This window comes from Marinagarivorans cellulosilyticus, from assembly GCF_021655555.1.
Taxonomy (GTDB): Bacteria; Pseudomonadota; Gammaproteobacteria; order Pseudomonadales; family Cellvibrionaceae; genus Marinagarivorans; species Marinagarivorans cellulosilyticus.
The window spans coordinates 2,234,969-2,256,433 of the sequence record NZ_AP023086.1 but is presented as its reverse complement, the minus strand read 5'-3'; the positions used below and the strand labels follow the sequence as shown (position 1 = coordinate 2,256,433).

At 46.8% G+C, this 21,465-nt stretch carries 20 protein-coding genes; 8 read left to right on the top strand and 12 right to left on the bottom strand.

Annotation, left to right across the window (positions count from 1 at the left end):
- Positions 1 to 97 precede the first annotated feature (97 nt).
- The 8 genes from rseP to rpsB all read right to left on the bottom strand — a co-directional run bounded on the left by rseP (position 98) and on the right by rpsB (position 7,449).
- Entirely contained in the window at positions 98 to 1,456 is a 1,359-nt protein-coding gene (gene rseP, locus MARGE09_RS08830) for an RIP metalloprotease RseP (protein WP_236986966.1), read from the bottom strand.
- A 20-nt stretch (positions 1,457 to 1,476) separates the two neighbouring features.
- Positions 1,477 to 2,667 carry a 1-deoxy-D-xylulose-5-phosphate reductoisomerase gene (ispC, locus tag MARGE09_RS08825; protein ID WP_236986965.1) on the bottom strand — a complete coding sequence of 397 codons (1,191 nt, stop codon included), beginning with the start codon at positions 2,665 to 2,667 and terminating at the stop codon, positions 1,477 to 1,479.
- Entirely contained in the window at positions 2,664 to 3,476 is an 813-nt protein-coding gene (locus MARGE09_RS08820) for a phosphatidate cytidylyltransferase (RefSeq protein ID WP_236986964.1), read from the bottom strand. Before MARGE09_RS08820 ends, ispC begins: the two co-directional genes overlap by 4 nt.
- A complete protein-coding gene (gene uppS, locus MARGE09_RS08815; RefSeq protein ID WP_255711929.1) occupies positions 3,469 to 4,203 on the bottom strand; it encodes a polyprenyl diphosphate synthase in 735 nt (244 codons plus the stop codon). The genes MARGE09_RS08820 and uppS overlap by 8 nt, the downstream gene beginning before the upstream one ends.
- 14 nt (positions 4,204 to 4,217) lie before the next feature.
- The gene (gene frr, locus MARGE09_RS08810) at positions 4,218 to 4,775 is read right to left on the bottom strand and encodes a ribosome recycling factor (RefSeq protein WP_236986963.1); all 558 of its coding nucleotides are present in this window, start codon (positions 4,773 to 4,775) and stop codon (positions 4,218 to 4,220) included.
- 61 nt (positions 4,776 to 4,836) lie between these two features.
- The gene (gene pyrH / locus MARGE09_RS08805) at positions 4,837 to 5,571 is read right to left on the bottom strand and encodes a UMP kinase (RefSeq protein ID WP_236986962.1); all 735 of its coding nucleotides are present in this window, start codon (positions 5,569 to 5,571) and stop codon (positions 4,837 to 4,839) included.
- A 142-nt stretch (positions 5,572 to 5,713) separates the two neighbouring features.
- Positions 5,714 to 6,583, bottom strand: coding sequence for a translation elongation factor Ts (gene tsf / locus MARGE09_RS08800; RefSeq protein ID WP_236986961.1), 870 nt, complete (start codon positions 6,581 to 6,583; stop codon positions 5,714 to 5,716).
- Between the two features lie 125 nt (positions 6,584 to 6,708).
- A complete protein-coding gene (rpsB, locus tag MARGE09_RS08795) occupies positions 6,709 to 7,449 on the bottom strand; it encodes a 30S ribosomal protein S2 (RefSeq protein ID WP_236986960.1) in 741 nt (246 codons plus the stop codon).
- A 236-nt stretch (positions 7,450 to 7,685) separates the two neighbouring features.
- On the opposite strand from rpsB, the gene MARGE09_RS08790 reads away from it, so the two are divergent.
- Positions 7,686 to 8,360, top strand: a complete 675-nt coding sequence (locus MARGE09_RS08790) for an HAD family hydrolase (protein WP_236986959.1) — start codon at positions 7,686 to 7,688, stop codon at positions 8,358 to 8,360.
- Between the two features lie 71 nt (positions 8,361 to 8,431).
- Entirely contained in the window at positions 8,432 to 9,394 is a 963-nt protein-coding gene (locus MARGE09_RS08785) for a UDP-2,3-diacylglucosamine diphosphatase (protein WP_236986958.1), read from the top strand.
- A 124-nt stretch (positions 9,395 to 9,518) separates the two neighbouring features.
- Here MARGE09_RS08785 and MARGE09_RS08780 read toward each other — a convergent pair whose 3' ends face one another.
- The 4 genes from MARGE09_RS08780 to MARGE09_RS08765 all read right to left on the bottom strand — a co-directional run bounded on the left by MARGE09_RS08780 (position 9,519) and on the right by MARGE09_RS08765 (position 16,310).
- Complete coding sequence (locus tag MARGE09_RS08780) at positions 9,519 to 11,510, bottom strand: hypothetical protein (RefSeq protein WP_236986957.1); 1,992 nt, start codon at positions 11,508 to 11,510, stop codon at positions 9,519 to 9,521.
- Positions 11,511 to 11,941: 431 nt separating this feature from the next.
- On the bottom strand, positions 11,942 to 12,892 hold the full coding sequence (locus tag MARGE09_RS08775; protein WP_236986956.1) for a CAP domain-containing protein: 951 nt from the start codon (positions 12,890 to 12,892) through the stop codon (positions 11,942 to 11,944).
- Between the two features lie 411 nt (positions 12,893 to 13,303).
- Positions 13,304 to 13,984: a Fe2+-dependent dioxygenase gene (locus MARGE09_RS08770; protein ID WP_236986955.1), complete on the bottom strand. Its 681-nt coding sequence runs from the start codon at positions 13,982 to 13,984 to the stop codon at positions 13,304 to 13,306.
- A 91-nt stretch (positions 13,985 to 14,075) separates the two neighbouring features.
- Positions 14,076 to 16,310, bottom strand: coding sequence for a TonB-dependent receptor (locus MARGE09_RS08765; protein ID WP_236986954.1), 2,235 nt, complete (start codon positions 16,308 to 16,310; stop codon positions 14,076 to 14,078).
- A gap of 168 nt (positions 16,311 to 16,478) precedes the next feature.
- On the opposite strand from MARGE09_RS08765, the gene MARGE09_RS08760 reads away from it, so the two are divergent.
- From MARGE09_RS08760 to MARGE09_RS08735, 6 genes are read left to right on the top strand one after another with little or no spacing between them, the layout of a single operon-like run.
- Positions 16,479 to 17,255 (top strand): DUF3450 family protein, encoded by a 777-nt coding sequence (locus MARGE09_RS08760; RefSeq protein WP_236986953.1) that lies wholly within the window; start codon positions 16,479 to 16,481, stop codon positions 17,253 to 17,255.
- Positions 17,252 to 18,631 (top strand): MotA/TolQ/ExbB proton channel family protein, encoded by a 1,380-nt coding sequence (locus tag MARGE09_RS08755; RefSeq protein ID WP_236986952.1) that lies wholly within the window; start codon positions 17,252 to 17,254, stop codon positions 18,629 to 18,631. The genes MARGE09_RS08760 and MARGE09_RS08755 overlap by 4 nt, the downstream gene beginning before the upstream one ends.
- Positions 18,628 to 19,020, top strand: a complete 393-nt coding sequence (locus MARGE09_RS08750; RefSeq protein ID WP_236986951.1) for a MotA/TolQ/ExbB proton channel family protein — start codon at positions 18,628 to 18,630, stop codon at positions 19,018 to 19,020. The genes MARGE09_RS08755 and MARGE09_RS08750 overlap by 4 nt, the downstream gene beginning before the upstream one ends.
- Complete coding sequence (locus tag MARGE09_RS08745; RefSeq protein ID WP_236986950.1) at positions 19,004 to 19,408, top strand: ExbD/TolR family protein; 405 nt, start codon at positions 19,004 to 19,006, stop codon at positions 19,406 to 19,408. The genes MARGE09_RS08750 and MARGE09_RS08745 overlap by 17 nt, the downstream gene beginning before the upstream one ends.
- A gap of 11 nt (positions 19,409 to 19,419) precedes the next feature.
- On the top strand, positions 19,420 to 20,085 hold the full coding sequence (locus MARGE09_RS08740) for an energy transducer TonB (RefSeq protein ID WP_236986949.1): 666 nt from the start codon (positions 19,420 to 19,422) through the stop codon (positions 20,083 to 20,085).
- 2 nt (positions 20,086 to 20,087) lie between these two features.
- Positions 20,088 to 21,464, top strand: coding sequence for a tetratricopeptide repeat protein (locus tag MARGE09_RS08735; RefSeq protein ID WP_236986948.1), 1,377 nt, complete (start codon positions 20,088 to 20,090; stop codon positions 21,462 to 21,464).
- The last annotated feature ends 1 nt before the right edge of the window (position 21,465 follow it).

The following is a 21,465-nucleotide window of genomic DNA, read 5'->3' as shown; positions in this document are numbered from 1 at the left end:
CTCTTACTAAATTGTTGTTATTGTCCGCGTTGACTAACAGCCTTTTGCGTAACATAAATGTGTTCTAGTCTAAATATTTAATGCGGCAACACCAAAATTAAAGGCGAAGAATATCGTTATAAAAAGCCATAATCATCAGTACCCCCATAAACATCAAACCTAACTGCAGGCCCGCCATTTTCACGCGCTCGGAAAGTGGAGAACCTTTGATGCCTTCTGCCAAACAAAAAACAATACGGCCGCCATCTAAAATGGGGATGGGCAGTAAATTAAACACGCCCAAATAAACACTTAAAACTGCCATAAAGTGCAAGTAGTACTGCAGGCCCGCCCTTGCTGAATCGCCGGCAACTTTAGCAATGCCTATCGGGCCGCTCAAGTTTTTAATCGATATCTGCCCTAGCAGCAGTTTTTTAATCGAAACCAGCACCATCACTGAATTGGACCAAGTGTCTTCAACCGCTTTATCTAAAGCCGCTGTAATACCTAACTTTCGGGTTACAAGCATATTTTCCGGCCAGGATACGGCTTTAACGCCAACACCCGCTTGGCCAACTTTACCGAACCCTTTAACTTCGACTAATGAAGGGGTCAAAGTCAGCTCTTTTACGCGCCCATTACGCTTAACACTGACCGCTAGCGGCTGATTAGGTCTTTGACGAACATATTCACTCCAGCTCTGCCAACCATCCACCTCAAGCTCATCGACTTTGATCACTTCGTCTCCGGCGAGGAATCCAGCATCCTCAGCCGCACTGCCTTCCAATACACTATCAATTAAGGCAGGAATATGCGGCCGATAAAACTTCACACCAATCCCAGCTAAAGGATCTGGCGCTTCACTACCTTTCATCCAATCGCGAATCACAACCTCCATGTCGTAGGTTAAATCGCTGCTGTCTGGGTATTTCACCGTCACAATAATGCTGCCAGATTCGCCTAAACGGTGGGTTAAACGCTCGTACACATCGCTTCGCCCAGGCGTAACGACGCCATCTATCGCGATAATGTGCTGCCCTTCCTCCAAGCCAGCATAAGCCGCTGGTGTATTAGGCTCGACCTCGCCGATAACGGGGCTTGGCAAGGTGGCCTCTTGCATAGCTAGCCACCAAAATAGCAATACCGCCAAAATAAAATTAGCAATCGGCCCTGCCGCTAAGATGGCAATCTGCTGCCATGTTTTACGGCTTTCAAACGTTTTGTTTTTATCCGCTGGCGCAACGTTTTCGTCTGTTTCGTCCAGCATTTTTACATACCCGCCAAGCGGGATAGGCGCTACCGCGAATTCGGTACCGTACTTGTCATAAAAGCGCCAAAAAGGCTTACCGAAGCCCACCGAAAAACGCAGTACTCTAACACCGCACTTGCGCGCAATAATAAAGTGCCCCCACTCATGGATAGATACCAAGATGAGGAGTACAAACAAAAAAACTGCAACGGTATGAATAAATTCCACAACCAACCCTAATAATTGCGCTATTTCAGCGTAGTGATGTAGCGCTGCGCTAAAGCTCTAGCTTCTTGATCGGCGGATATGACATCAGCTAATCCCGATGGTTCTCCGTGCGACCAGCCATTAGCTACTTGAGCAACAACACTTGGAATATCAAGAAACCCTATTTTACGCGCTAGAAAAGCTGCTACGGCTTCCTCGTTAGCAGCATTAATTGCGGCCGGTGTTGTTCCCCCTTGGTTAATAGCATCTATGGCGATGCGCAAACAGGGGAAGCGTTCAAAGTCAGGCGCGTGGAACTCAAGCTGACTCAGGCGGGTAAAATCTAAGCGCTCCACCCCCGCCTCTATGCGCTCGGGCCAACTTAAACAATTGGCGATGGGCGTTCGCATATCCGGCATGCCCATTTGGCACAGTACAGAGCCATCTGCGTATTCAACCATTGAATGAACAATACTTTGCGGATGAACAACAATTTCAATTTGGTCGCTGCGAGCGTTAAATAACCAACAAGCCTCAATAAACTCCAGCCCTTTATTCATCATGGTCGCAGAATCGACAGATATTTTTTGCCCCATGCTCCAATTCGGGTGCGCGCAAGCTTGCTCTGGCGTAACGTTAAGCAGCTCGGAACGACAGCGATCGCGAAACGGCCCGCCAGACCCCGTTAACAGCACTCTAGAAACACCGGCGTGCTCTAAAGACTCATAAGCCGCAGGCAAGCACTGAAAAATAGCATTGTGCTCGCTATCTACAGGTAATAGCGTTGCTCCACCGTGCTTAACCGCCGCCATAAAAAGGCCGCCTGCCATCACAAGGGATTCTTTATTCGCTAGCAATATTTTCTTGCCCTGTTTAGCTGCCGCGAGTGTCGGCACCAAACCTGCTGCACCCACAATTGCGGCCACTACAGTGTCTACATCCACATGCCCAGCTACATCGGCCAGCGCCTGCTCGCCGTAAAGCACCTGCGTTTTGTTACCTTGAAGCTTTAACATCCGCGTAAGCTGCGCGGCAGCATCGGCGTTAGCGACTACAGCATAACGCGGCGCATAAGCCACACATTGCTCAAATAGCTTATCTATCTGGCTGTATCCAGTAAGGGCAAAAACAGAAAATTTATCGTTATGGCGAGCAATAATATCCAAAGTGCTAACGCCAATAGAGCCGGTGGCACCAAGAATTGTGACTTGTTCAAGCTGGCTTGCAGTCACAGTAACCAACCACTTGCAATGAGCGCCAAGGCAAATATTGGGGCTGCGGCCGTAACGCCGTCTATTCGATCCAACACACCGCCATGACCAGGCAAAATAGTGCCAGAATCTTTTACCCCACGGTGCCGCTTGAGCATGCTTTCAAGTAAATCACCCAATACAGAAACTGCCGCAGCAGGTAACGCTAACACTAAGCCGATATACCAAGCTTGGCCACTTAATACACCGTAAGCCAGTGCAATTGAAGACACAAGAATTAGCCCCCCGATTACACCTTCCCAAGACTTCCCAGGGCTAACATTAGGTGCCAGCTTACGCTTTCCAAACGCTTTACCACTAAAATAGGCGCCAGTATCAGCGGCTGCCACTAACAACAACAAGGCCAACACCAGCCATTGCCCATTGGCAAAACCGTGAATAGTCAAAACGGCTACGCCCGCAGGAATGAGTGTTAATGCACCAATCAACGCACGTGCAACGCGACTTTGCCAAAAAATAGTACTTGCCGGATAACCTTGCACCCAAAGCAGCGCCACAGCCCACCAAACCGCTGCAACAACAAAAAAGGAGCGCAACCCATCCACTACCGGCAAATATAACCACCCAGTAATAACACCAGCAGTCAATGCCAAGGCGTAGCTCGCGCGCGCAAGCAGATGAGAAAGCCCTGCCAAATTAGAGCACTCCCAAGCGGCAACACCAAACATCAGCAAAACAAAAAGTTGAAAGCCAATCGGCGCCATCACAAAGAGCGTTATTAGGAAAACAGCCAGCAATATAACGGCTGTAATCACACGTTGTTTAAGCACTGGAATCTCCCATGCTCGCCTTTATTTGCTCGCTGGTTTTCCCAAAACGACGCTGGCGAGAGTGGAAGTCATCGGCTGCCACGTTCATTGCCTCGGCATTAAAGTCTGGCCACAATAGCGGACTAAAATACAGCTCAGCATAAGCGGCCTGCCACAATAGATAATTACTAATACGGTATTCACCACCAGTGCGAATTAACAAATCAAGAGGCGGCAAACCATCGGTAGACATGTAGGGTTCCATGGTTTGCTCTGTTACCTGCTCAGGTTTGATCTGGCCGGCAGCAACCTGTTCGGCTAATCTTCGCGCAGCATTGGCAATATCCCACTTGCCGCCATAATCTGCCGCAATCACCAGTGTACTCTCAACACCGCAAGCTATGGATTCAGCTTCGGTAATAGCATCCATTAAACGCGGACTAAAGCGATCTCGATTACCGATAACTTTTAAGCGAACGCCGTCGTCAGCGAGCTTCTTGGCTTCCTTTTTCAGATAGTTATAAAAAAGGCCCATTAAGGCCTCCACCTCTTTGGGTGGGCGCTTCCAGTTTTCACTGCTAAATGCAAATAGCGTTAACGCTTCTACATCGCGCTTTCGGCAAGCACCAAGTACATCACGAATGCGTTCCACACCCGCTTTATGACCAAAAATGCCGGACTTGCCCTGCAGCTTAGCCCAGCGGTTGTTGCCATCCATAATGATGGCAACATGACGAAGAGAATTCACTAATCAACCTTGCCTTATATAACCATGAGGTCTTTTTCTTTTGCTGCAAAAGCAGCATCAACTTCGGCAATATACTTGTTGGTTATTTTTTGCACGTCATCCTGCGCGCGACGCTCATCATCTTCACTGATTTCTTTATCTTTAACTAAGTCTTTCAATGCGCCATTGGCATCACGGCGCACATTACGCACCGAAATACGGGCATTTTCAGCTTCATTTTTTGCTTGTTTAATATAGTTTTTGCGGGTTTCTTCTGTAAGCGCAGGCATAGGCACGCGGATAAGCTCACCCATAGACGAAGGATTCAAACCCAAATCAGACTTCATAATCGCTTTTTCGATTTCAGGCACCATAGACTTTTCCCATGCGCTGATCGATAGCGTTCGGGCGTCTAAAACACTGATATTCGCTACCTGCGATAAAGGTGTATCAGAACCGTAATAAGAAACGTGTACGCTGTCCAGAATGCTAGGGTGCGCACGTCCTGTTCTAATTTTATTGAAGTTAGTACCTAAAGCCGTAATCGCTTTTTTCATGCGCTCTTCGGCGTCTTTTTTGATTTCGTTAATCATTTTCATCACCTAATTCTACGAGTACAATTTTTGTTTTAAAACGGTTAAGAACCTTATGGCTTTATTCGCCTTGCGCCTCAATTAAAGTCCCTTCGTTACCACCCACAACAATATTCAGTAATGCGCCAGGCTTATCCATTTGGAATACACGCACCGGCATATCATGCTCTTGGCACAAGCAAATCGCGGTTAAATCCATCACGCCAAGTTTATCGGCCAACACTGTGTCGTAGCTCAAACGCTCATAACGGGTTGCAGTTGGGTCTTTTACCGGGTCTGCGGTATACACGCCATCAACTTTAGTCGCCTTAAGCACAAGCTCGGCATCAACCTCAATACCGCGCAGGCAGGCAGCAGAGTCTGTAGTAAAGAAGGGATTACCTGTACCGGCAGAGAAAATAACCACTTCGCCATCTTCTAGCAAACGAATTGCGCGGCGGCGGTCATAATGTTCTACCACACCGCTCATAGGGATAGCAGACATAACCGAGGATGAAATATTAGATCGTTCCAAGGCATCGCGCATCGCAAGCGCGTTCATGACTGTGGCCAGCATGCCCATGTGATCACCCGTCACGCGATCTAAGCCGGCTTTACTCAGCGCGGCACCACGGAAAAGGTTACCACCACCAATGACTAAACCAACCTGAACACCTATACCGACCAGCTGGCCAATCTCTAACGCCATTTTATCGAGAACTTTCGGGTCGATCCCGAAGCCTTCGTCCCCCATAAGCTGCTCACCACTGAGCTTCAGTAGAATACGCTTATATTTACGATCACGTGTCGTCGGCATAACCATCTCCATAAAAATTTTGGCGGCAGTTTAACAGCAAAAAGGCGGGAGGTGTGACTCCCGCCTTTTCATAGAAAGGTTTTAGAACTCAACACTCTGCGAGCTCTTGGCCAGATAACCGGCCCCGCTTTACAACAGCGGATTAACCTTTTGCTGCTGCAACTTGCGCGGCAACTTCTGCTGCGAAGTCAGCTTCTTCTACTTCGATACCTTCACCCACTTCAAAACGCACAAAGCTAACAACTTCCGCACCGGCTTGTTTAGCCAAAGCACCCACTGTTAACTCAGGGTTTTTAACGAAAGGCTGCTCGATCAAGCTGCCCTCTTTAAGGAACTTGCTGATACGACCCATAACCATTTTTTCAACGATCTCGGCAGGTTTCCCAGCCATATCAGGTTGTGAAGCAATGATTTCTTTTTCTTTCTCAACCAAATCTTGTGGCATTTGATCAGGAGAAACAACTTGCGGATTAACAGCAGCAACATGCATAGCTATGTCACGCGCTAACTCAGCATCGCCACCTTTCAACTCAACCAATACCGCAATGCGGTTGTTTGAGTGCTTATAAGCACCAACAACGCCGTCAGAGCTAATAGCGCTAATGCGACGAACGCTTAGGTTCTCGCCAATTTTTTGAACCAATGCTTCACGCTCTTCACCCAAAGCACCCGTCATTACTGCCGCAACGTCTTCAGACTTTGCTTCGTGCGCAGCTGCCAATACTTTATCAGCAAAAGCCATAAAGCCTTCGTCACGCGCAACAAAGTCGGTTTCGCTGTTAACTTCAATAACAGTACCGTAAGAGCCATCGTCACTTACGATAACGCTAACAACACCGTCAGCAGCGGTACGGCCAGCTTTCTTAGCCGCTTTCAAACCACTTTGCTTACGCAAGTTTTCAATCGCTTGATCGATATCGCCATCAGTTTCCTGAAGCGCTCTTTTACACTCCATCATGCCAAGGCTAGTGCGCTCGCGCAGCTCTTTCACCATAGAAGCAGAAATTGCCATGATAATTATCCTCAAGAATAAAAATTCATTAAAAAAAAGGGGGGTTAGCCCCCCTTTTTAGTATTTATATATTACAGCCGTATAAACCTATACAGCATTACCAGCCTTAGCCGGCAATAACAGAATTAAGCTTCTGCTTGTTGCTCGCCGCCTTCAACTTCAACGAATTCATCTTTGCCATTAGATGCCGCAGCACCTTCTAAGCAAGCATCCGCCATCGCTGTGGTATAAAGCTTAATTGCACGAATAGCATCGTCGTTACCAGGAATTACGTAATCTACGCCTTCTGGGTTAGAGTTAGTATCAACGATTGCAATAACAGGAATGCCCAATTTGTTAGCTTCTTGAACAGCAATGCGCTCGTGCTCAACATCGATAACAAACAATGCATCAGGCAAGCCGCCCATGTCTTTAATACCACCGATAGAACGCTCAAGCTTTTCCATCATACGGGTACGCATAAGCGCTTCTTTTTTGGTCAACTTTTCGAAAGTACCGTCTTGGCTTTGCGCCTCAAGATCACGGTAACGACGAATAGAAGTACGAATAGTTTTGTAGTTGGTCAACATGCCACCCAACCAACGGTGACTTACATATGGCTGACCTGCGCGTGCAGCTTGCTCAATAATAGATTTTTGAGCGGCGCGCTTAGTACCAACAAAAAGAACTTTCTTCTTTTGGGCACCCATTTTACGAACAAGCTCTAATGCTTCGTTAAAAGCAGGAGTCGTTTGCTCAAGGTTGATAATGTGAATTTTGTTACGAGCGCCAAAAATGAACTTGCCCATTTTTGGGTTCCAGTAACGAGTCTGGTGACCAAAGTGAACACCGGCCTGGAGCATATCGCGCATGCTTACTGTAGGCATAAATATAATTCCTAATAATGTATTGGGTTAGGCCTCCATATACCCCGATTACCAACCTCATCAACAGATAAACTGCTTAGAAGCACCCAGGCAAACGTGTCGGTATATGTGTGACAATAGTAGTTATTTATGAACCTCGGCTTTTTGCCAAAGATTCCCCAGCAAAAGCTGGGCGCGCTTTATACCACAAAGGAACCAACGAATAAAGTCAAAGAGCCTCCAAGAGCCCCTTCGCCATGACAAACCCACCAATGCTTACCATCAAAGCCGTCATCTTTGATCACGACGGTACCCTTGTGGACTCAGAGGGCGTGCACTGCGCCTGCTGGAATAGCGTGTTGCACACTTACCAGCAGCAGCTTAGCTACACCAGCTACTGCGCCGACTACAACGGCTTGCCCACCCTAGAAACAGCACAACGCATACAGCAAAAGTTTGCACTCCCGATAAGTGCCAGCGCGCTGTACGAGCTAAAAATAGCAGCCTTGAATCAGCATCTGGCTTCGCAGCCATTCCCCTTACTGCCCGGTGCGCTCGAAGCGCTTATCCACCTTGCGCAGCAAAAGTTTCCACTCGCGATTGCCAGCGGCGCCAATCGCAAAGAAGTTCTTCACTCTGTAGCCGCGCATAAGCTCGCACCGTACTTCACCGCCATTAGCACCAAAAACGATGTGTCCAATAGCAAACCCTCGCCCGATGTGTACCTTCACGCAGCCGCGCAAATTGGAATAGAGCCACAATACTGCCTAGCAATAGAAGATAGCGACACAGGAGAACAATCCGCCATTGCAGCAGGCATGCCATGCATTCGCTTAACATCAACCCCCAACAACAAAGCGCAACCCTACCCACAGTTCAAAACACTAAAAGACGCTTTGCCCTGGCTACAACAACTCAAGCCAGCTAATTAACCCATAGCACCGTCATAAAGCTTTAAAGATTTAGTCATTTATTGTTCACACAGGCTATTGATACTAATCACATGAATAGCCATCTAATGAAACACCTTATCGACGCCGCTCACTCGCCACAACCCTCAAGTGGCGAGACTAACGGGGCATCTCAAAAACGCAGCGCGCCCGAATGGCGCAGCATTTTTATTTCCGACATTCACCTGGGTACCAAAGATTGCAAAGCGTCTGCGCTTAATCAGTTTTTGAAGTATCACTCGTGCGAGCACCTTTATCTCGTAGGCGATGTTTTAGATGGCTGGAAAATGAAAAAAGGGATTTATTGGAAACCCGCTTTCAGCCGAGTGATAAAACGCGTTTTTAAATTATCGAAAAGCGGCGTGAATATTACCTATATCACCGGCAACCACGACGAATTCTTGCGCAAATACGCCAACAATCGTTTTGAAAATATTCAACTGGTGAACAAAACAACCCACGTCACAGCCAACAACCAGCGCTTGCTCGTTATCCACGGGGATCAATACGAAGGGGTAACCCACTGTAGCGGGCTACTTCGTTATATTGGTGACAACGGCTATGAACTTCTCATGTTTTTAAATCGCCAATTCAACCGCCTGCGCGCTAGCTTAGGTCATGGGTATTGGTCTTTTTCTGGTTTTTTAAAAAAGCACATTCAGCGCGCACAACGCTACATTAACGATTACGAGAAAGCCGTAGCCTATGGTGCCAAAAAGCAGGGTTATGACGGTGTAATATGCGGGCACATCCACCACGCAAACCACAGAAAAATCGCCGGTATTGAATACTACAACACCGGCGACTGGGTGGAATCGTGCACGGCATTAATTGAGGATCACGAAGGCAATATTCACCTTATTAACTGGCTCGATGACCCGCGCTACATCGCCCACAAAAAAGCCAAAAAACAGCGCAGAAAATACAACCCAAAAAATGATACCCACCCCATTCCAGTACCTGTACCCGAATACGACTTTGCAGAAGAAAAGCTGCACACAAGCCAAACACAATAAACCCTATGTAATTTATCAATTACCCCCAGAATAGAAAAACCCAGCAAGCTGGGTTTTAAAACATTATTTAACAGTCGCCGCTACAGCTTAGAGAGCGCAATGCTGCTAAGGCATAACTCTCTAACTAGTGCGTAAACTGCAAAGGCAAATTAGCCTGAAGTATTGGCGAGCCCAAGAAAATACCTGCCTTGCAACTTCTTACCGCCAAATCTTGAACAATTTGCCCTCGGCGCTGTAAGTCATCAAATTCGCGCTCTATACCACCGAAAGCCACACCACCAAGTAATGGGTCATCCACAACAACTCCGGTCATAAAACCAGAAAAGTTGCGCGTTACAGGACTAATATGGGTAAAGGTCGTATTGGTTTCCCTTGCATGACAATCATCACAAGTGTTGACCGAAAATTTGTGTCGCGCTTCAGACTGAATTTGCGTGGGCAAAGTCACAAATGGCGATATCGAAGATATACTGCTTGAATGGCAGCTGGGGAAGCTCGCCGGTAAATTCGCCTGATTTACTGGGGGAGCCCAAAAAGAAGTATTTAAGTAATCAAGGCTAGCGGCCAAAAATGGCACAGTCAGCCCCCCAGAGGTGGTAAAGGTATCGGGCACCACATAGGTCTCGCACAATACGTTAGCGGCGTTGCCTTCAATATATTCCGCCGTAATAGGGCTGGCCCTTAAACTCGTAGGTGGCGTTTGTTTAGTCGTTGCAGGCTCAAGCAGACCACTGCCCCCCACATCAACAACAAACTCCCTTAAACTCCATGGTGAAGACAGCGCGCCAATGCCATCAAAAGCAAAATCATTAGTACGCAGTTGGTTAAGTGTTGCAGCCGCCGCAGGAGCTAAAGTCACATTGTCGGTTATCGTTTTTAATTTATTCATGTAAATCGGCGAGCCGACTGCAAAATCGTCCAACTCCAACCACTGCTGCGCCCGAGATTTAACACTACTGCAGCTACTCGCAGGATCAGCATATTCTAAGATGGCCGTCATCTGATCAATGCCCACAGCTGGGCCACAGGTGTTGGGATTTAACAAGCCAAATACAAAGCGCGTTTCACCTTGGCTGCTCACCCCGCTGTACCCCACCTTCGCTAAATCCAATCGATTCATAATCGACAGTAACCGAAATGGTAGATTATCAACATCCAACGTCACCGGGTTAATGCCATTCCATCCAGGGAAATAGTCGGTAATGGCCGGCCGCGCCGGTATGTTTTGGCCGTTTACCGAGGTGCTATTAATCCAGTTGCTCAGCCAATTATGTATAAACTCTTGATCGGTTAAACCTGTACCTTGATTTAAATTAGACATTAAAGTTTTAAACGACCAAGGTGCGTCAGGGTCAACATCATTGCCAGTTCCATCGGTATTACACGGATCATAAGTAAAACCAGGGTTAGCCACTACAGCCACATTATTAATACCTAAAACCTTATTTTCGTCTGCAGTAAAAGGGATGCTCGAAATAGTATTGAATATTGACGGAATACGCACAGCCACAACATTTTTGCCAAACTGGAGCTTTTCCGGTTTGATTGAATCTTTTTGGCGAATAGCATGCTCAACACTAAACTTTGATGTCGATGTAACAGCCCTGCCTGAAAAAACTTTCACGCTATCGACTTTCGATCTTGATAAGCGCTTCAGTAACGCTTGCTCGTCCCTTTCTATTTCATCAAAGTCAACACGACTAAACCCCGTAAAAACGCCGTCACCGGGTTTTATATCAGGGGCAAAGCCTTGGTCATTAAAATTAATAGTTTCTTTGCCATCAATTTTTACAGTAAATTTCCTGTCCTCAAAAATTTTCGACTTTTCTTCTCTTGAAAACTCAAACTGCGTAATGGCATTAAAGTTATCTACAGGCTCGAGCAATTTAAATAGCTTAATATCTTCCACAAACGGCAGAAGCTGCAAAGGTGTAGCGTCGTCACTATTTTTTTCGATCGCTACTTCTTTAGATGTCAAAACCGGTAGGCGTAAAGATTCCCGCTTTACGATAGAGCTTTGCGCCTGAGCGCTTGTTACAAACCCTGAAGATAAATATGCCGATGTAATACATATCAGCAATTGACGCATTTTGTTCTTATAACGGCCGCTATACATAATCATGCTCCACTGGTTACTATTGAGGTATTGAGTCACCCTATACACACGCTTTGCTAGGGCGCCAAGGAGTATAAAATTATTAGCCTGTTAAAAAATATGTACAATTTGGCAGTCACCATGTGATTTATTCACACTTAATTACGACAATACAGACGCTTAAGCGCCACCATAGAAGGGGATTGAAGCGCGGGAGCAAAGGGAGGAGGCTTGCAGGCTTGGTAAAAGTGAAAGACTAAGGCACTTAAGCTTTACAAAACTTAAGGGCATCTCTAAAAATGCACTTTTTCCGCGATAGCGGCATCAGCTCCGTCCTAGAGTCCTCATTTACACCACGTAAACTGCGGCTCTCCGGGCGGTGCTTCTTTGCTCTCACAAAAAAATTACTATTTTTAGAGGTGCCCTTAAGCGCGCATAAAAATCAGTTTATTTTATAACCCTGTTTGGTAATCAGGAGACTCTGTTAGGCCCTGCCTACAAACACTTTTACCATCATCGGCATCGGTGCAAACTTCACTTTCCAGTAAACTACTTTGATAAGGCGACCTGCCAATATAATTTCCAGCAGAAGCATAATTACAGACTAAGTAAGTCGCGGGATAACTCGACACAGTATTCGCCGCACAGAAATTAACTTCGCAGCCAACTTTATAAGTTGTCGCCCAAATTAGCTGGGTAAAATGGCCACATGGCGCTTGCGCGCAGTAGTCATTAACCTGAAAATCCCCGTAGGAATAGTAAGCACCTTCCTCCTCCCAAAGCCGATACCCCCTAGCAGCAAAGGAAAAGCTGGCAGCTGTCGCATTAGAGGACGACAAAAAAGCAAGGTTTTCACCAACCGATTCACGACCACTAATAGCATTGCCGTTAATATCTGTGGGGCTTAAAATATTGTATTCATCAGCACGGTCAGTATTGTGCGCCCACTCACAACGATTAGCCCAAGCCCCTGCCACTTGGGCAAGTTTATCGTCCCACTGCAAACGCTTCATATCTGTTGCAAAATCTAATGGCGTGTTTAGGCCATTAAACATACCTAACGCAACGTTGGAACGTGTTTGGTTGTGTAAACATAGCATGTGCGCTTTACCAGCAGCATTTAGGCGGCCAGCAGTAATACCTTGGGTTAAATCGCCGCAGGCAAGTACTTCGCTAGCATTTGCTGCACTGCTCGAACTACCGGCCTGCGAGCTTTGCATCATTTGGCTCGATGCCACGCTGGATATAGCTCCCATACTCGATATTGAAGAGCTGTTTGGTACGCTTGAGCTTACATCACTACCACTTTCAACAGGGGCATCGCCACCACAACCTTGCACCAGCAAACATACACCCAACATCAAACTCAAAAACTGCAGCGCATTATTCTTGATTATCAGCATCGTTTTATTCACCTTTTTGTAACGCTTATTATGTAACGCTAATTTGTGTAACGCCCCATTGTGCGCATTTATGACAGAATAACCATTACCACTAGCGACAACGGCCTAAAACAGATGCTAACTTTAGGTGACTACAACCGAAATAACACAGACGGCGCTCGCATTTTTAGGTATTGCGCGCTAACAGTCGCATGTCGACAGGCACAGCATTGTAATTCTACCCTAACGTTGCATTAAATATTGAGTTCAGGAGCTTTTAGAGTGGTATTTATAGCGTTGAACGGAGATTTTTTTGGATTGATACTAGTCATTCTAGGTGAGATCCAGAAAAATTGAGTACTACGTTAGAAATACTGCTATAGAAGCAGCGAAGCGATCCTGGGCCAAAAATTAATGCAACGTTCGGGTCTACTAAGTCTGCGCCCATTGCCGTAACAAATTATGGTAAACACCCGTTAGCTGGACAATTTCCGGGCTGTCTTCAACCTTGTTACGCAAAGCTTGAATGGCCATATCCATATCGAACAATAAAGCGCGGCGCTCATCGCTACTCACCATGCTTTGCAACCAAAAAAACGACGCTAAGCGGCGCCCTTTAGTAACGGGCGTTACCCGGTGCAAGCTGGTTGCGGGGTATAACACCATGTGACCGGCAGGCAATTTGATTTTATGCGAACCGTAAGTGTCCTCCATAATCAATTCGCCGCCTTCGTATTCATCGGGATCCGATAAAAACAACGTCATCGACACATCGGTGCGCACTTTTACGGGTAAGCCCGGCACCTGCCGAATGGCATTATCCACATGCACGCCAAACGACTGCCCACCTTGATAACAATTAAAAAGCGGTGGGAATATTTTTAGCGGCAACGCTGCTGACATAAAAATATTACAGTTGGCTAAAGCCGATAAAATTGTATCCCCTAGCTGTTGCGCTACTGGCGATGATTCTGGCAGCTGCAGGTTGTTTTTAGCTTGCGAGGACTGGTAACCGGCAGTGATATTGCCATCAACCCAGTCGGCAGCCTGCAGCAACTCACGCGCTTGCTGCACCTGCTCCGCCGATAAAACATCAGGTATTTTTAATAACATAATTTTTGACCCATAAAAAAGCGCTACACAAGTGTAGCGCTTAATATAAAACATCAATACGGGTTAAAGTACCCAATATTTATGGCAATCGTTAAAAGGAATAGCTTCCACCTAAACGAATGTAGCGCCCTTGGCCTGGAATAAAGTGGCCGCCACCTAGTGAATCCACATATTCTTCGTCGGTTAAATTCGTACCATTTAACTGTAAACGGAATTGATCGGTAAGTTGATAAGCCAGCATTAGCTCTAGGGTTGTATAGCTATCTGCTTTTTCACGGCTGCCCGGTGCACTACTGTTATAACGCTCGTCCATAAACTCTGCACCAACACCCGCGCTCCACTGGGTATTAAAGTCATAGGTTGACCACAAGCTAAAGCTGTTTTTTGGGCTTCGCGCTAAGGCCTCACCTTCTGTCAATGCGTCATCATTCAGCGCCTTGGTGACCTTGCCATCTTGGAAAGTATATGAAGCCATTACCGCCCACTGATCCGACAACTGGCCTGCAGCGCTTAGCTCTAAACCAGAAACCTCCTGCTCCCCTTCTAGCGCATCAATGGATCCATCACCTTCGGCATCGGTACGGGCATTCGTTTTAATTGTTTGAAATAAAGCCGCATTAAGATTTAAGCGATTATTTAATAGCGCCCACTTTGTACCCAATTCGTAACTGGTATTTTCTTCTGGGTCTAAATCCGCCCAGTTATTACGGGTAGATACGGTTAGGCCCTCTGCTGAAGGGTTAAATGAATTGCCCACGCCGAAATAAATGCTGCCGTTAGCAACCGGCTTGTATACCGCCGCTACACTCCAGCTCAACATAGATTGATCCGTAGCGATTGGCTCTGCATCATCAATGCGATAATCAGATTCGAATTTATCAGAGCGTAAACCCGCCGTTAGCTCCCATTGCTCATTTAGAGTAATGGTATCAAAAACATAAATTGCCACATTATCACCGGTAGCATCTTGATAACTATCATCACGCTGATACGTACCAGTATAAGCCGCATAAGGGTCGGGGTTATACTGGCTTACCAATACCGGCGTTGTATCTAAATTATCGCTGCCGTTATCCTCAAGCCCCCAACGCTCAAAACGCTCCTGGGAGAATTCCACACCCGCAACAACATTGTGCGTAACACTACCGGTTTGGTATTCACCGACTAAATCGAATTGAATCACTTTTAAAGAATCATCGGTATCACGCGTTTTTTCGCCCCCTAAAGAAATCTGCGCACCGTCGCCATAAATGCGCACACCATCCACTTCGGTATAGGTAAAGCGCGGCGCATTAATAATTGATTCACGCGCAACCGAACCTATACGGGCTTGGGCACGTAACAACGTAGATGGGCTAACATCGTACTCGTATTTAGCCGTTATCGAATTGGCGTTAATTTCTTCGTAATCACGGTGCACACTGCCATAAAAATTACTGAACGGTACGCTAGGAGCCCCACCTTCATCGGCAGCTAACTCTGGGGCAATAATACGATCTTCACGATCACTGTAATTAGACACCCAAGGCAAGCCATAATCCGGCAAGTTATCTTGGCTATTAATATCGGCATTTAATACAAAACGCGATTTAGTACCCAGCCCAGTAGCCAACGATAGCGCCAAACCATAAGCGCTATTATTCACTTCATCACGGCCAGCTTTATCGGTGTCGTCCAGTAAGGCATTTACTCGCAATGCGGTAGTTTCACCGACTTTAAAATTGCTATCGACAGTAGCGCGATAGTCGCCTTCTGAACCCACACGGAGGTAGACGTCATTGGCATTTTCTAGTGTCGCCGTTTTAGTATCGAGGTTAATACTGCCACCGGTTGAGCCTCGCCCATTCACAGCAGAGCCAGGCCCTTTAGCCACTTCTACCGCCTCGGTGTTGTACATATCGCGGGTATAACCAGCAATATCGCGAATACCATCTACAAACATGTCGGTACGAGCGCTAAAGCCTCGAATTGTCATGCTATCGCCGGTTGGTTGGCCGCCTTCGCCAGCCGCAAAAGAAATACCCGACACATTGCGCAAAGCATCTCGCAAGCTTTCAACACCACGGTCTTTCATTACAGACTGAGGAATAACCGTAATTGTTTTTGCTGTATCCAATAGCGGCTGGGTGTATTTAAAAGAAGAAGACTCGTCAACTTTATAACTTTTTTCTGTTTCCGCAGTAGCCTCAGCAACAGGCAATTGACGTAACTCTTCCGCGTACGCAAAGGACGACAAAGCTGCCGTAACCGCAACAGCCAATGCACTTGAAGCGGGCTTTGTAAGGGAAGATTTGTGGGTTGAGGGCTTGCAAACTTGTTGTGTCATGGGTACTCCGGAACACCTGTTTTCGACAATTAATGAGAATGATTCTCGCTACCTAGCGGGAATGATAACCCCTTGGGTCGACCATGTAAATGCGAATTATTTGTATTTACATTAACCTCTAAAATGTGGATAATGGCGCCATTAATAACATTACCAGAGGCGCCAGCCGTGTTTCGACCCCCACTACTCCCCCTATTGCTCAGCGGCTGCCTAGGCTTACACGCGCAGGTATCCCTTGCAGCCAACGTGAGCAATACCGACAAACTCGTACAGCAATGGCTTTCACTCGAACAACAGAGCGCGGCTTTAGAGCAAGAATGGCAACAAACCGAACCGCTACTGCAACAGCGCCTGCAGCTATTGCGTGCCGAGAAAAAACAACTGCAATCACTACTTGCGCACAAACAACAAGATGCCGGCTCCGTTGAAGAAAAGCGCGCGCAGCTACTCGAAACGCAAAACCAATTAGAGCAAGACCAAGCCAAAACACAAAAGCAACTCGCCGTACTGACGCAAGCGCTGGCAGCCCTACAACCACAATTGCCACCACCGCTGGCTCAACAGTGGCAAAAAGAACAAAGCGCGCTTAATAAAACGGAATCGTCGAGCCAATTGCAGGTAGCTTTAGCGCAGCTTTCGCAACTGCTAGAGTTTGACCAAAGAATCAGCGTTAACGAAGACACCCTTAAAGCGCCAGAAGGCCAGCAGGTTGTCGTCAAACAATTATTTTTAGGTGCAAGCTATGCTTGGTTTGCCAGCCAGGATGGCAGCTTCAGCGGCACGGGGCGCAGTATTGATGGACGCTGGCAGTGGTCGTTTAACAATACCTTGCCAAGCCAAGCCATTCTAGACGCTATTGCGATGTTCGAAAAACGTCGCGCGGCAGATTTTATTCAGCTGCCCATTGTACTTTCGGCAACTGAACCCGAAGGTGCAGCGCAATGAAAAAAGTACTTCTCTTACTTTTAATACTCTGCAGCGCATTTGCAGGCTTTGCACACGCTCAAAATCAAACTAGCAAAATAGAAAACTCGCTATTAACCGATATAAAAAAAGCACAACAAAAGCTTAATAACACACAGCGGCATATTTCGCGCGCGCGCGAAAACCTTGCTAAGGAATTATCAAAACTAGAGCAAGCAGTTGTCGCATTGCGAGAAGAAACCGCCGTCGCGCGCAGGCAAGCCGATGAAAAAACGCTTAGTTTGACACAATTAGAAAGCCGGTTAGAAAAATGGCAACAACAGCAAGCCTACCAACTTAATTTAATTCAGCGCTTTAATCGCCAGTTTAATCAACCGTTACCAACACTGGCGCTTGGGCAACAAAAATCCACGCTTAGCCAACAATTACAGGGGATTAACAATACTCGTGCCGCCCTAGCGCAACGCCTAAGCCCACAATGGCAAAATCGCGAACTGGTATTACCCTCTGGCGAACTCGAAAACATGCAAGTTTTGGCTATTGGACCCACGACATGGTTTTGGTCCAACCGTTTGCAGCAAGGCGGTTTAACTCAGCAAGACAACACCCTAAATGGCCTAAGCAAAATAGGCATAACATTCGACGGCCACGCCGCCGAACAATTGCAAGCATTAGTTAAAAATGGCGCAGGCGATCTAACCTTTGATCCAAGCCTAAATCGCGCAATGGCCATGGCACAAACACAAGAATCCCCCATCGAGCACATCGCTAAAGGCGGCTTGTGGGCCATACCCATTCTCGCCTTTGCCTTGTTTGCTATGGCTATAGCCATTTTTAAAACAGTACAACTTTGGCGCCTACCTAAACTATTAACACTCAGCAACGCACAACTACAACGCGCCACCCAAAAAGGGGACAAACACGTTCAGCACAGTGTGAAAGGTATGCAAAAAGTATTGCTGGATATCGCAGCCACCGAAAACAAAAGCCAAGCTCGCGACGATCAATTATTTAATCAATTACAACATCAGCAATATCAGCTAAATCGCTGGTTGGGCGCGATTGCCATTACCGCGGCGGTATCACCGTTGCTCGGCTTGCTCGGCACGGTGAGCGGCATGATAGAAACCTTCAAAATGATGACACTGTTTGGGTCTGGCGACCCTGAAGTGGTATCGGGCGGAATTGCGCAAGCGTTAATCACTACCGAGCTAGGCCTTGTCGTTGCGATTCCTGCATTAATTTTTAATGCCGTGTTATCGCGTAAAGCTAAAAACTATTACGGCCAGCTCGAAAACTTTGCCCTGCAAATGAGCCAGCTCGACAACACCCCTGCCAGCATGCAGCCCGCTCACCCAACCACCCGCAATAACACACAAGAGGAAGCCCTAGCATGATTGATCAATTATTAGGAAACTGGGTTTGCTGGGTTATTTTGTTAACATCGCTAGTATGTTACCAACAACTAATGCTGCAGTTTTTTCAATACAAACACACCAATGAAACAACCGACCAGCAATTATGCTCTGTATTGATTAGCGCGCTGCCGTTACTTGGTTTATTAGGTACCATTATTGGTTTATTGCAGTGCTTCGCCGAGATGGCTACAGGCAATATCGTTGGCGATACATTAAGTGGTGGCATTGCCAATGCGTTATTGACCACACAATTAGGTCTGGTATGTGCAATTCCTGCATGGCTATTACAAGCTTATTTACACAGCGCACAAGCGATACAAAAAGCACATAGCAACAAGCAAGGTGAGCACTATGCCAGCGCGCCTTAAACAACGCCTTGAACAGCAGCACCAGCAAGCAATAGATATGTCCCCACTGCTCGATGTGGTTTTTATTTTATTAATATTTTTTATTGTTACCACTGTATTTGTGCGCGAAACCGGCGTTGAGGTCGATAAGCCGCAAGCCATTTCCGCACAGCGCCTACAACAAACAGTCATTTTATTGGCCATTACAGCCGATGGCGAAGTTGTTTTTGATGGCAGCCATATTGGCGTAGCCGGTGTGCGTGGCACGTTAGAACAATTACTGCAACACAATGAACGCCCCGTTGTAATTCAAGCCGATAAAACTGTTGCCACCGAATTACTAGTTCAAGTTTTAGACGAGGCCAAATTAGCCGGCGCTAAACATGTCAATTTAGCAACGCAAAACTAATGGCATAGCAAATGTATTCTTCAAATCATACTCAAAGCTTTGCCACAAAAAAAACCACCGCTTTCGCCAGCCAAGCTCGCGCGCTGCTGCTTAGTGTTGCAATACTGGGATTAGCTTTAGCCATATTATGGCTGGGCAACTCGCTTAAAAATGCTCCGAAGGACACGTTAATTGTTAGGGCAATCACTTTAGCGGTGCCGCCTCCACCACCACCGCCAGCACTTGAGCAACCTGTAGTAGACACACCAATTACATTGCAAGTGCAAGGTGCCGGCCCAGCGCTACAGGTCTTAAATATTCAACAACAAGACATTAAGATTCAAAAGCCTGATGCCCCTAGCCTGCAAAGCGAACAACCACAATGGGAGGCGCTAGAGGTGAATTGGGACGCATTCAGCTTAGACGATCTCGATAATATGCCGACCTTGCTAACGCCCTTGCGAATCACCCTGCCCAAGAGCATTACCCGGCAAGGTATCACTGAAGTGATGGTCGCCGCGGACATTATCGTGCACGAAAACGGGCGCGTGGAGCTTATTCAAGTAACACAAAACCCCTACCCCGAATTAAAACCTGAATTAGATAAATTAATACGCAGCAGCCGCTTTAGCCCCCCAAAAAAGGGGGGCGATAACGTGCGCGTGAAATTTAATTGGCCCATTAGAATCCGAAGTTAATTATGAAAATTCGTTGTTTACTATTAAATGCAGTAGTCGGTACCGGCTTTTGGTTTTATAGCAGCCTTAGCAATGCCAATATTCAAGTGAAATTACAAGATCCAAACTGGATTTTTAGCCTTCCTAGCGCGCACTACGAAGAAGCTAATATGCAACCTCGGGACAATGAGCACGCCTTTGTAAAAGCTATGCAACCACTGTTGGCCCAGCAAAAATATAGCGATGTTTTGGCTGCGTTTAAACAGCGGCCACTTGAAAATGACAGCCTAGCGCTACAGCTGCTACGCGGCCAAATATTGCTAACACTAAAAAAATTACCTGAAGCCGAAACCGCCTTGCAAGCCGCTTTGCAGCAAGGGCCTAATGTAGCTTCTGCGCACCGTAGTTTAAGCATGGCTTTTATGCTACAAAAAAAATACGATGCCGCTCAAAAACACCTAGTACGCACTATTGAATTAGGCGCAGCAGATGCTCAAAGCTATGGCCAATTAGCGTTTGTTAACTTACAACAGCAACACCCTTACAGTGCCGTAGCAGGCTACCAACAAGCACTATTGCTACAGCCCGACAACAGCCAATGGCAACAAGGTTTAATTTACGCACTAACGCAAGCACAGGCATACCAGCAAGCTCAGGCACTTATCGAACAAATGCTCGAAAGAACACCTAACGATACAAGTCTTTGGTTATTGCGCAGCCAAGTCGCGCTACAGCAACAACGCAATAGCGATGCACTTAGCAGCCTAGAAGTTGCTTTACGCCTAGGCGACGCGCAGGTCAATAATTACACCATCGCGGCACAACTGCATTTACAACACGGCAGTACAGAACGCGCCGTCATATTACTAAGCCAAAGTACTCAACAATTAAATAAAAGCAACCGCGATGCACTACTGCCTAATATAGAACAAACAGCTGCGTGGTTAGCAAATCAGCAACGCTGGAGTGAATTAAACACACTACTTAAAGCACTTGAATACCACACCCAAACAATACCCGCAGCAACAGCCTCGCGCCTAGCCGTTTACCACGCACAATATGCACTACACCACCAACAACAATCGCAAGCACTCAAGTGGCTTAACGGTGCGATTGCACAAGATCCGAGTAATGGCGAAGCCCTAATCGGTTTGGCGCAGCTGCATAGCGATAATAAAAGCTACGAGAAAGCCACGCTCTATTTTGTGCGCGCAGCTACTTTCGAAGAGGTGCGTGAGCGCGCATTACTTGGCCATGCGCAACTGGAAATAGACCGAGAGCAATACCCTCAAGCTTTAAGCTTGTTGCGAAAAGCCTTTAAACACAATCCAGAACGCCGAGACATTGCCGGCAATATTCGTGCACTTGAAAAGTTAGTACGCCACAGTGATGCGGGGTAAT

What these genes read in the sequence shown, in the direction of transcription:
- MARGE09_RS08740 (WP_236986949.1), top strand. Translation starts at nt 19,420, where the DNA reads ATGTATTCTTCAAATCATACTCAAAGCTTTGCCACAAAAAAAACCACC.
- MARGE09_RS08750 (WP_236986951.1), top strand. Translation starts at nt 18,628, where the DNA reads ATGATTGATCAATTATTAGGAAACTGGGTTTGCTGGGTTATTTTGTTA.
- MARGE09_RS08790 (WP_236986959.1), top strand. Translation starts at nt 7,686, where the DNA reads ATGACAAACCCACCAATGCTTACCATCAAAGCCGTCATCTTTGATCAC.
- MARGE09_RS08755 (WP_236986952.1), top strand. Translation starts at nt 17,252, where the DNA reads ATGAAAAAAGTACTTCTCTTACTTTTAATACTCTGCAGCGCATTTGCA.
- MARGE09_RS08775 (WP_236986956.1), bottom strand. Translation starts at nt 12,892, where the DNA reads ATGCTGATAATCAAGAATAATGCGCTGCAGTTTTTGAGTTTGATGTTG.
- MARGE09_RS08745 (WP_236986950.1), top strand. Translation starts at nt 19,004, where the DNA reads ATGCCAGCGCGCCTTAAACAACGCCTTGAACAGCAGCACCAGCAAGCA.
- MARGE09_RS08780 (WP_236986957.1), bottom strand. Translation starts at nt 11,510, where the DNA reads ATGTATAGCGGCCGTTATAAGAACAAAATGCGTCAATTGCTGATATGT.
- MARGE09_RS08735 (WP_236986948.1), top strand. Translation starts at nt 20,088, where the DNA reads ATGAAAATTCGTTGTTTACTATTAAATGCAGTAGTCGGTACCGGCTTT.
- tsf (WP_236986961.1), bottom strand. Translation starts at nt 6,583, where the DNA reads ATGGCAATTTCTGCTTCTATGGTGAAAGAGCTGCGCGAGCGCACTAGC.
- frr (WP_236986963.1), bottom strand. Translation starts at nt 4,775, where the DNA reads ATGATTAACGAAATCAAAAAAGACGCCGAAGAGCGCATGAAAAAAGCG.
- pyrH (WP_236986962.1), bottom strand. Translation starts at nt 5,571, where the DNA reads ATGCCGACGACACGTGATCGTAAATATAAGCGTATTCTACTGAAGCTC.
- rpsB (WP_236986960.1), bottom strand. Translation starts at nt 7,449, where the DNA reads ATGCCTACAGTAAGCATGCGCGATATGCTCCAGGCCGGTGTTCACTTT.
- MARGE09_RS08765 (WP_236986954.1), bottom strand. Translation starts at nt 16,310, where the DNA reads ATGACACAACAAGTTTGCAAGCCCTCAACCCACAAATCTTCCCTTACA.
- MARGE09_RS08770 (WP_236986955.1), bottom strand. Translation starts at nt 13,984, where the DNA reads ATGTTATTAAAAATACCTGATGTTTTATCGGCGGAGCAGGTGCAGCAA.
- MARGE09_RS08785 (WP_236986958.1), top strand. Translation starts at nt 8,432, where the DNA reads ATGAATAGCCATCTAATGAAACACCTTATCGACGCCGCTCACTCGCCA.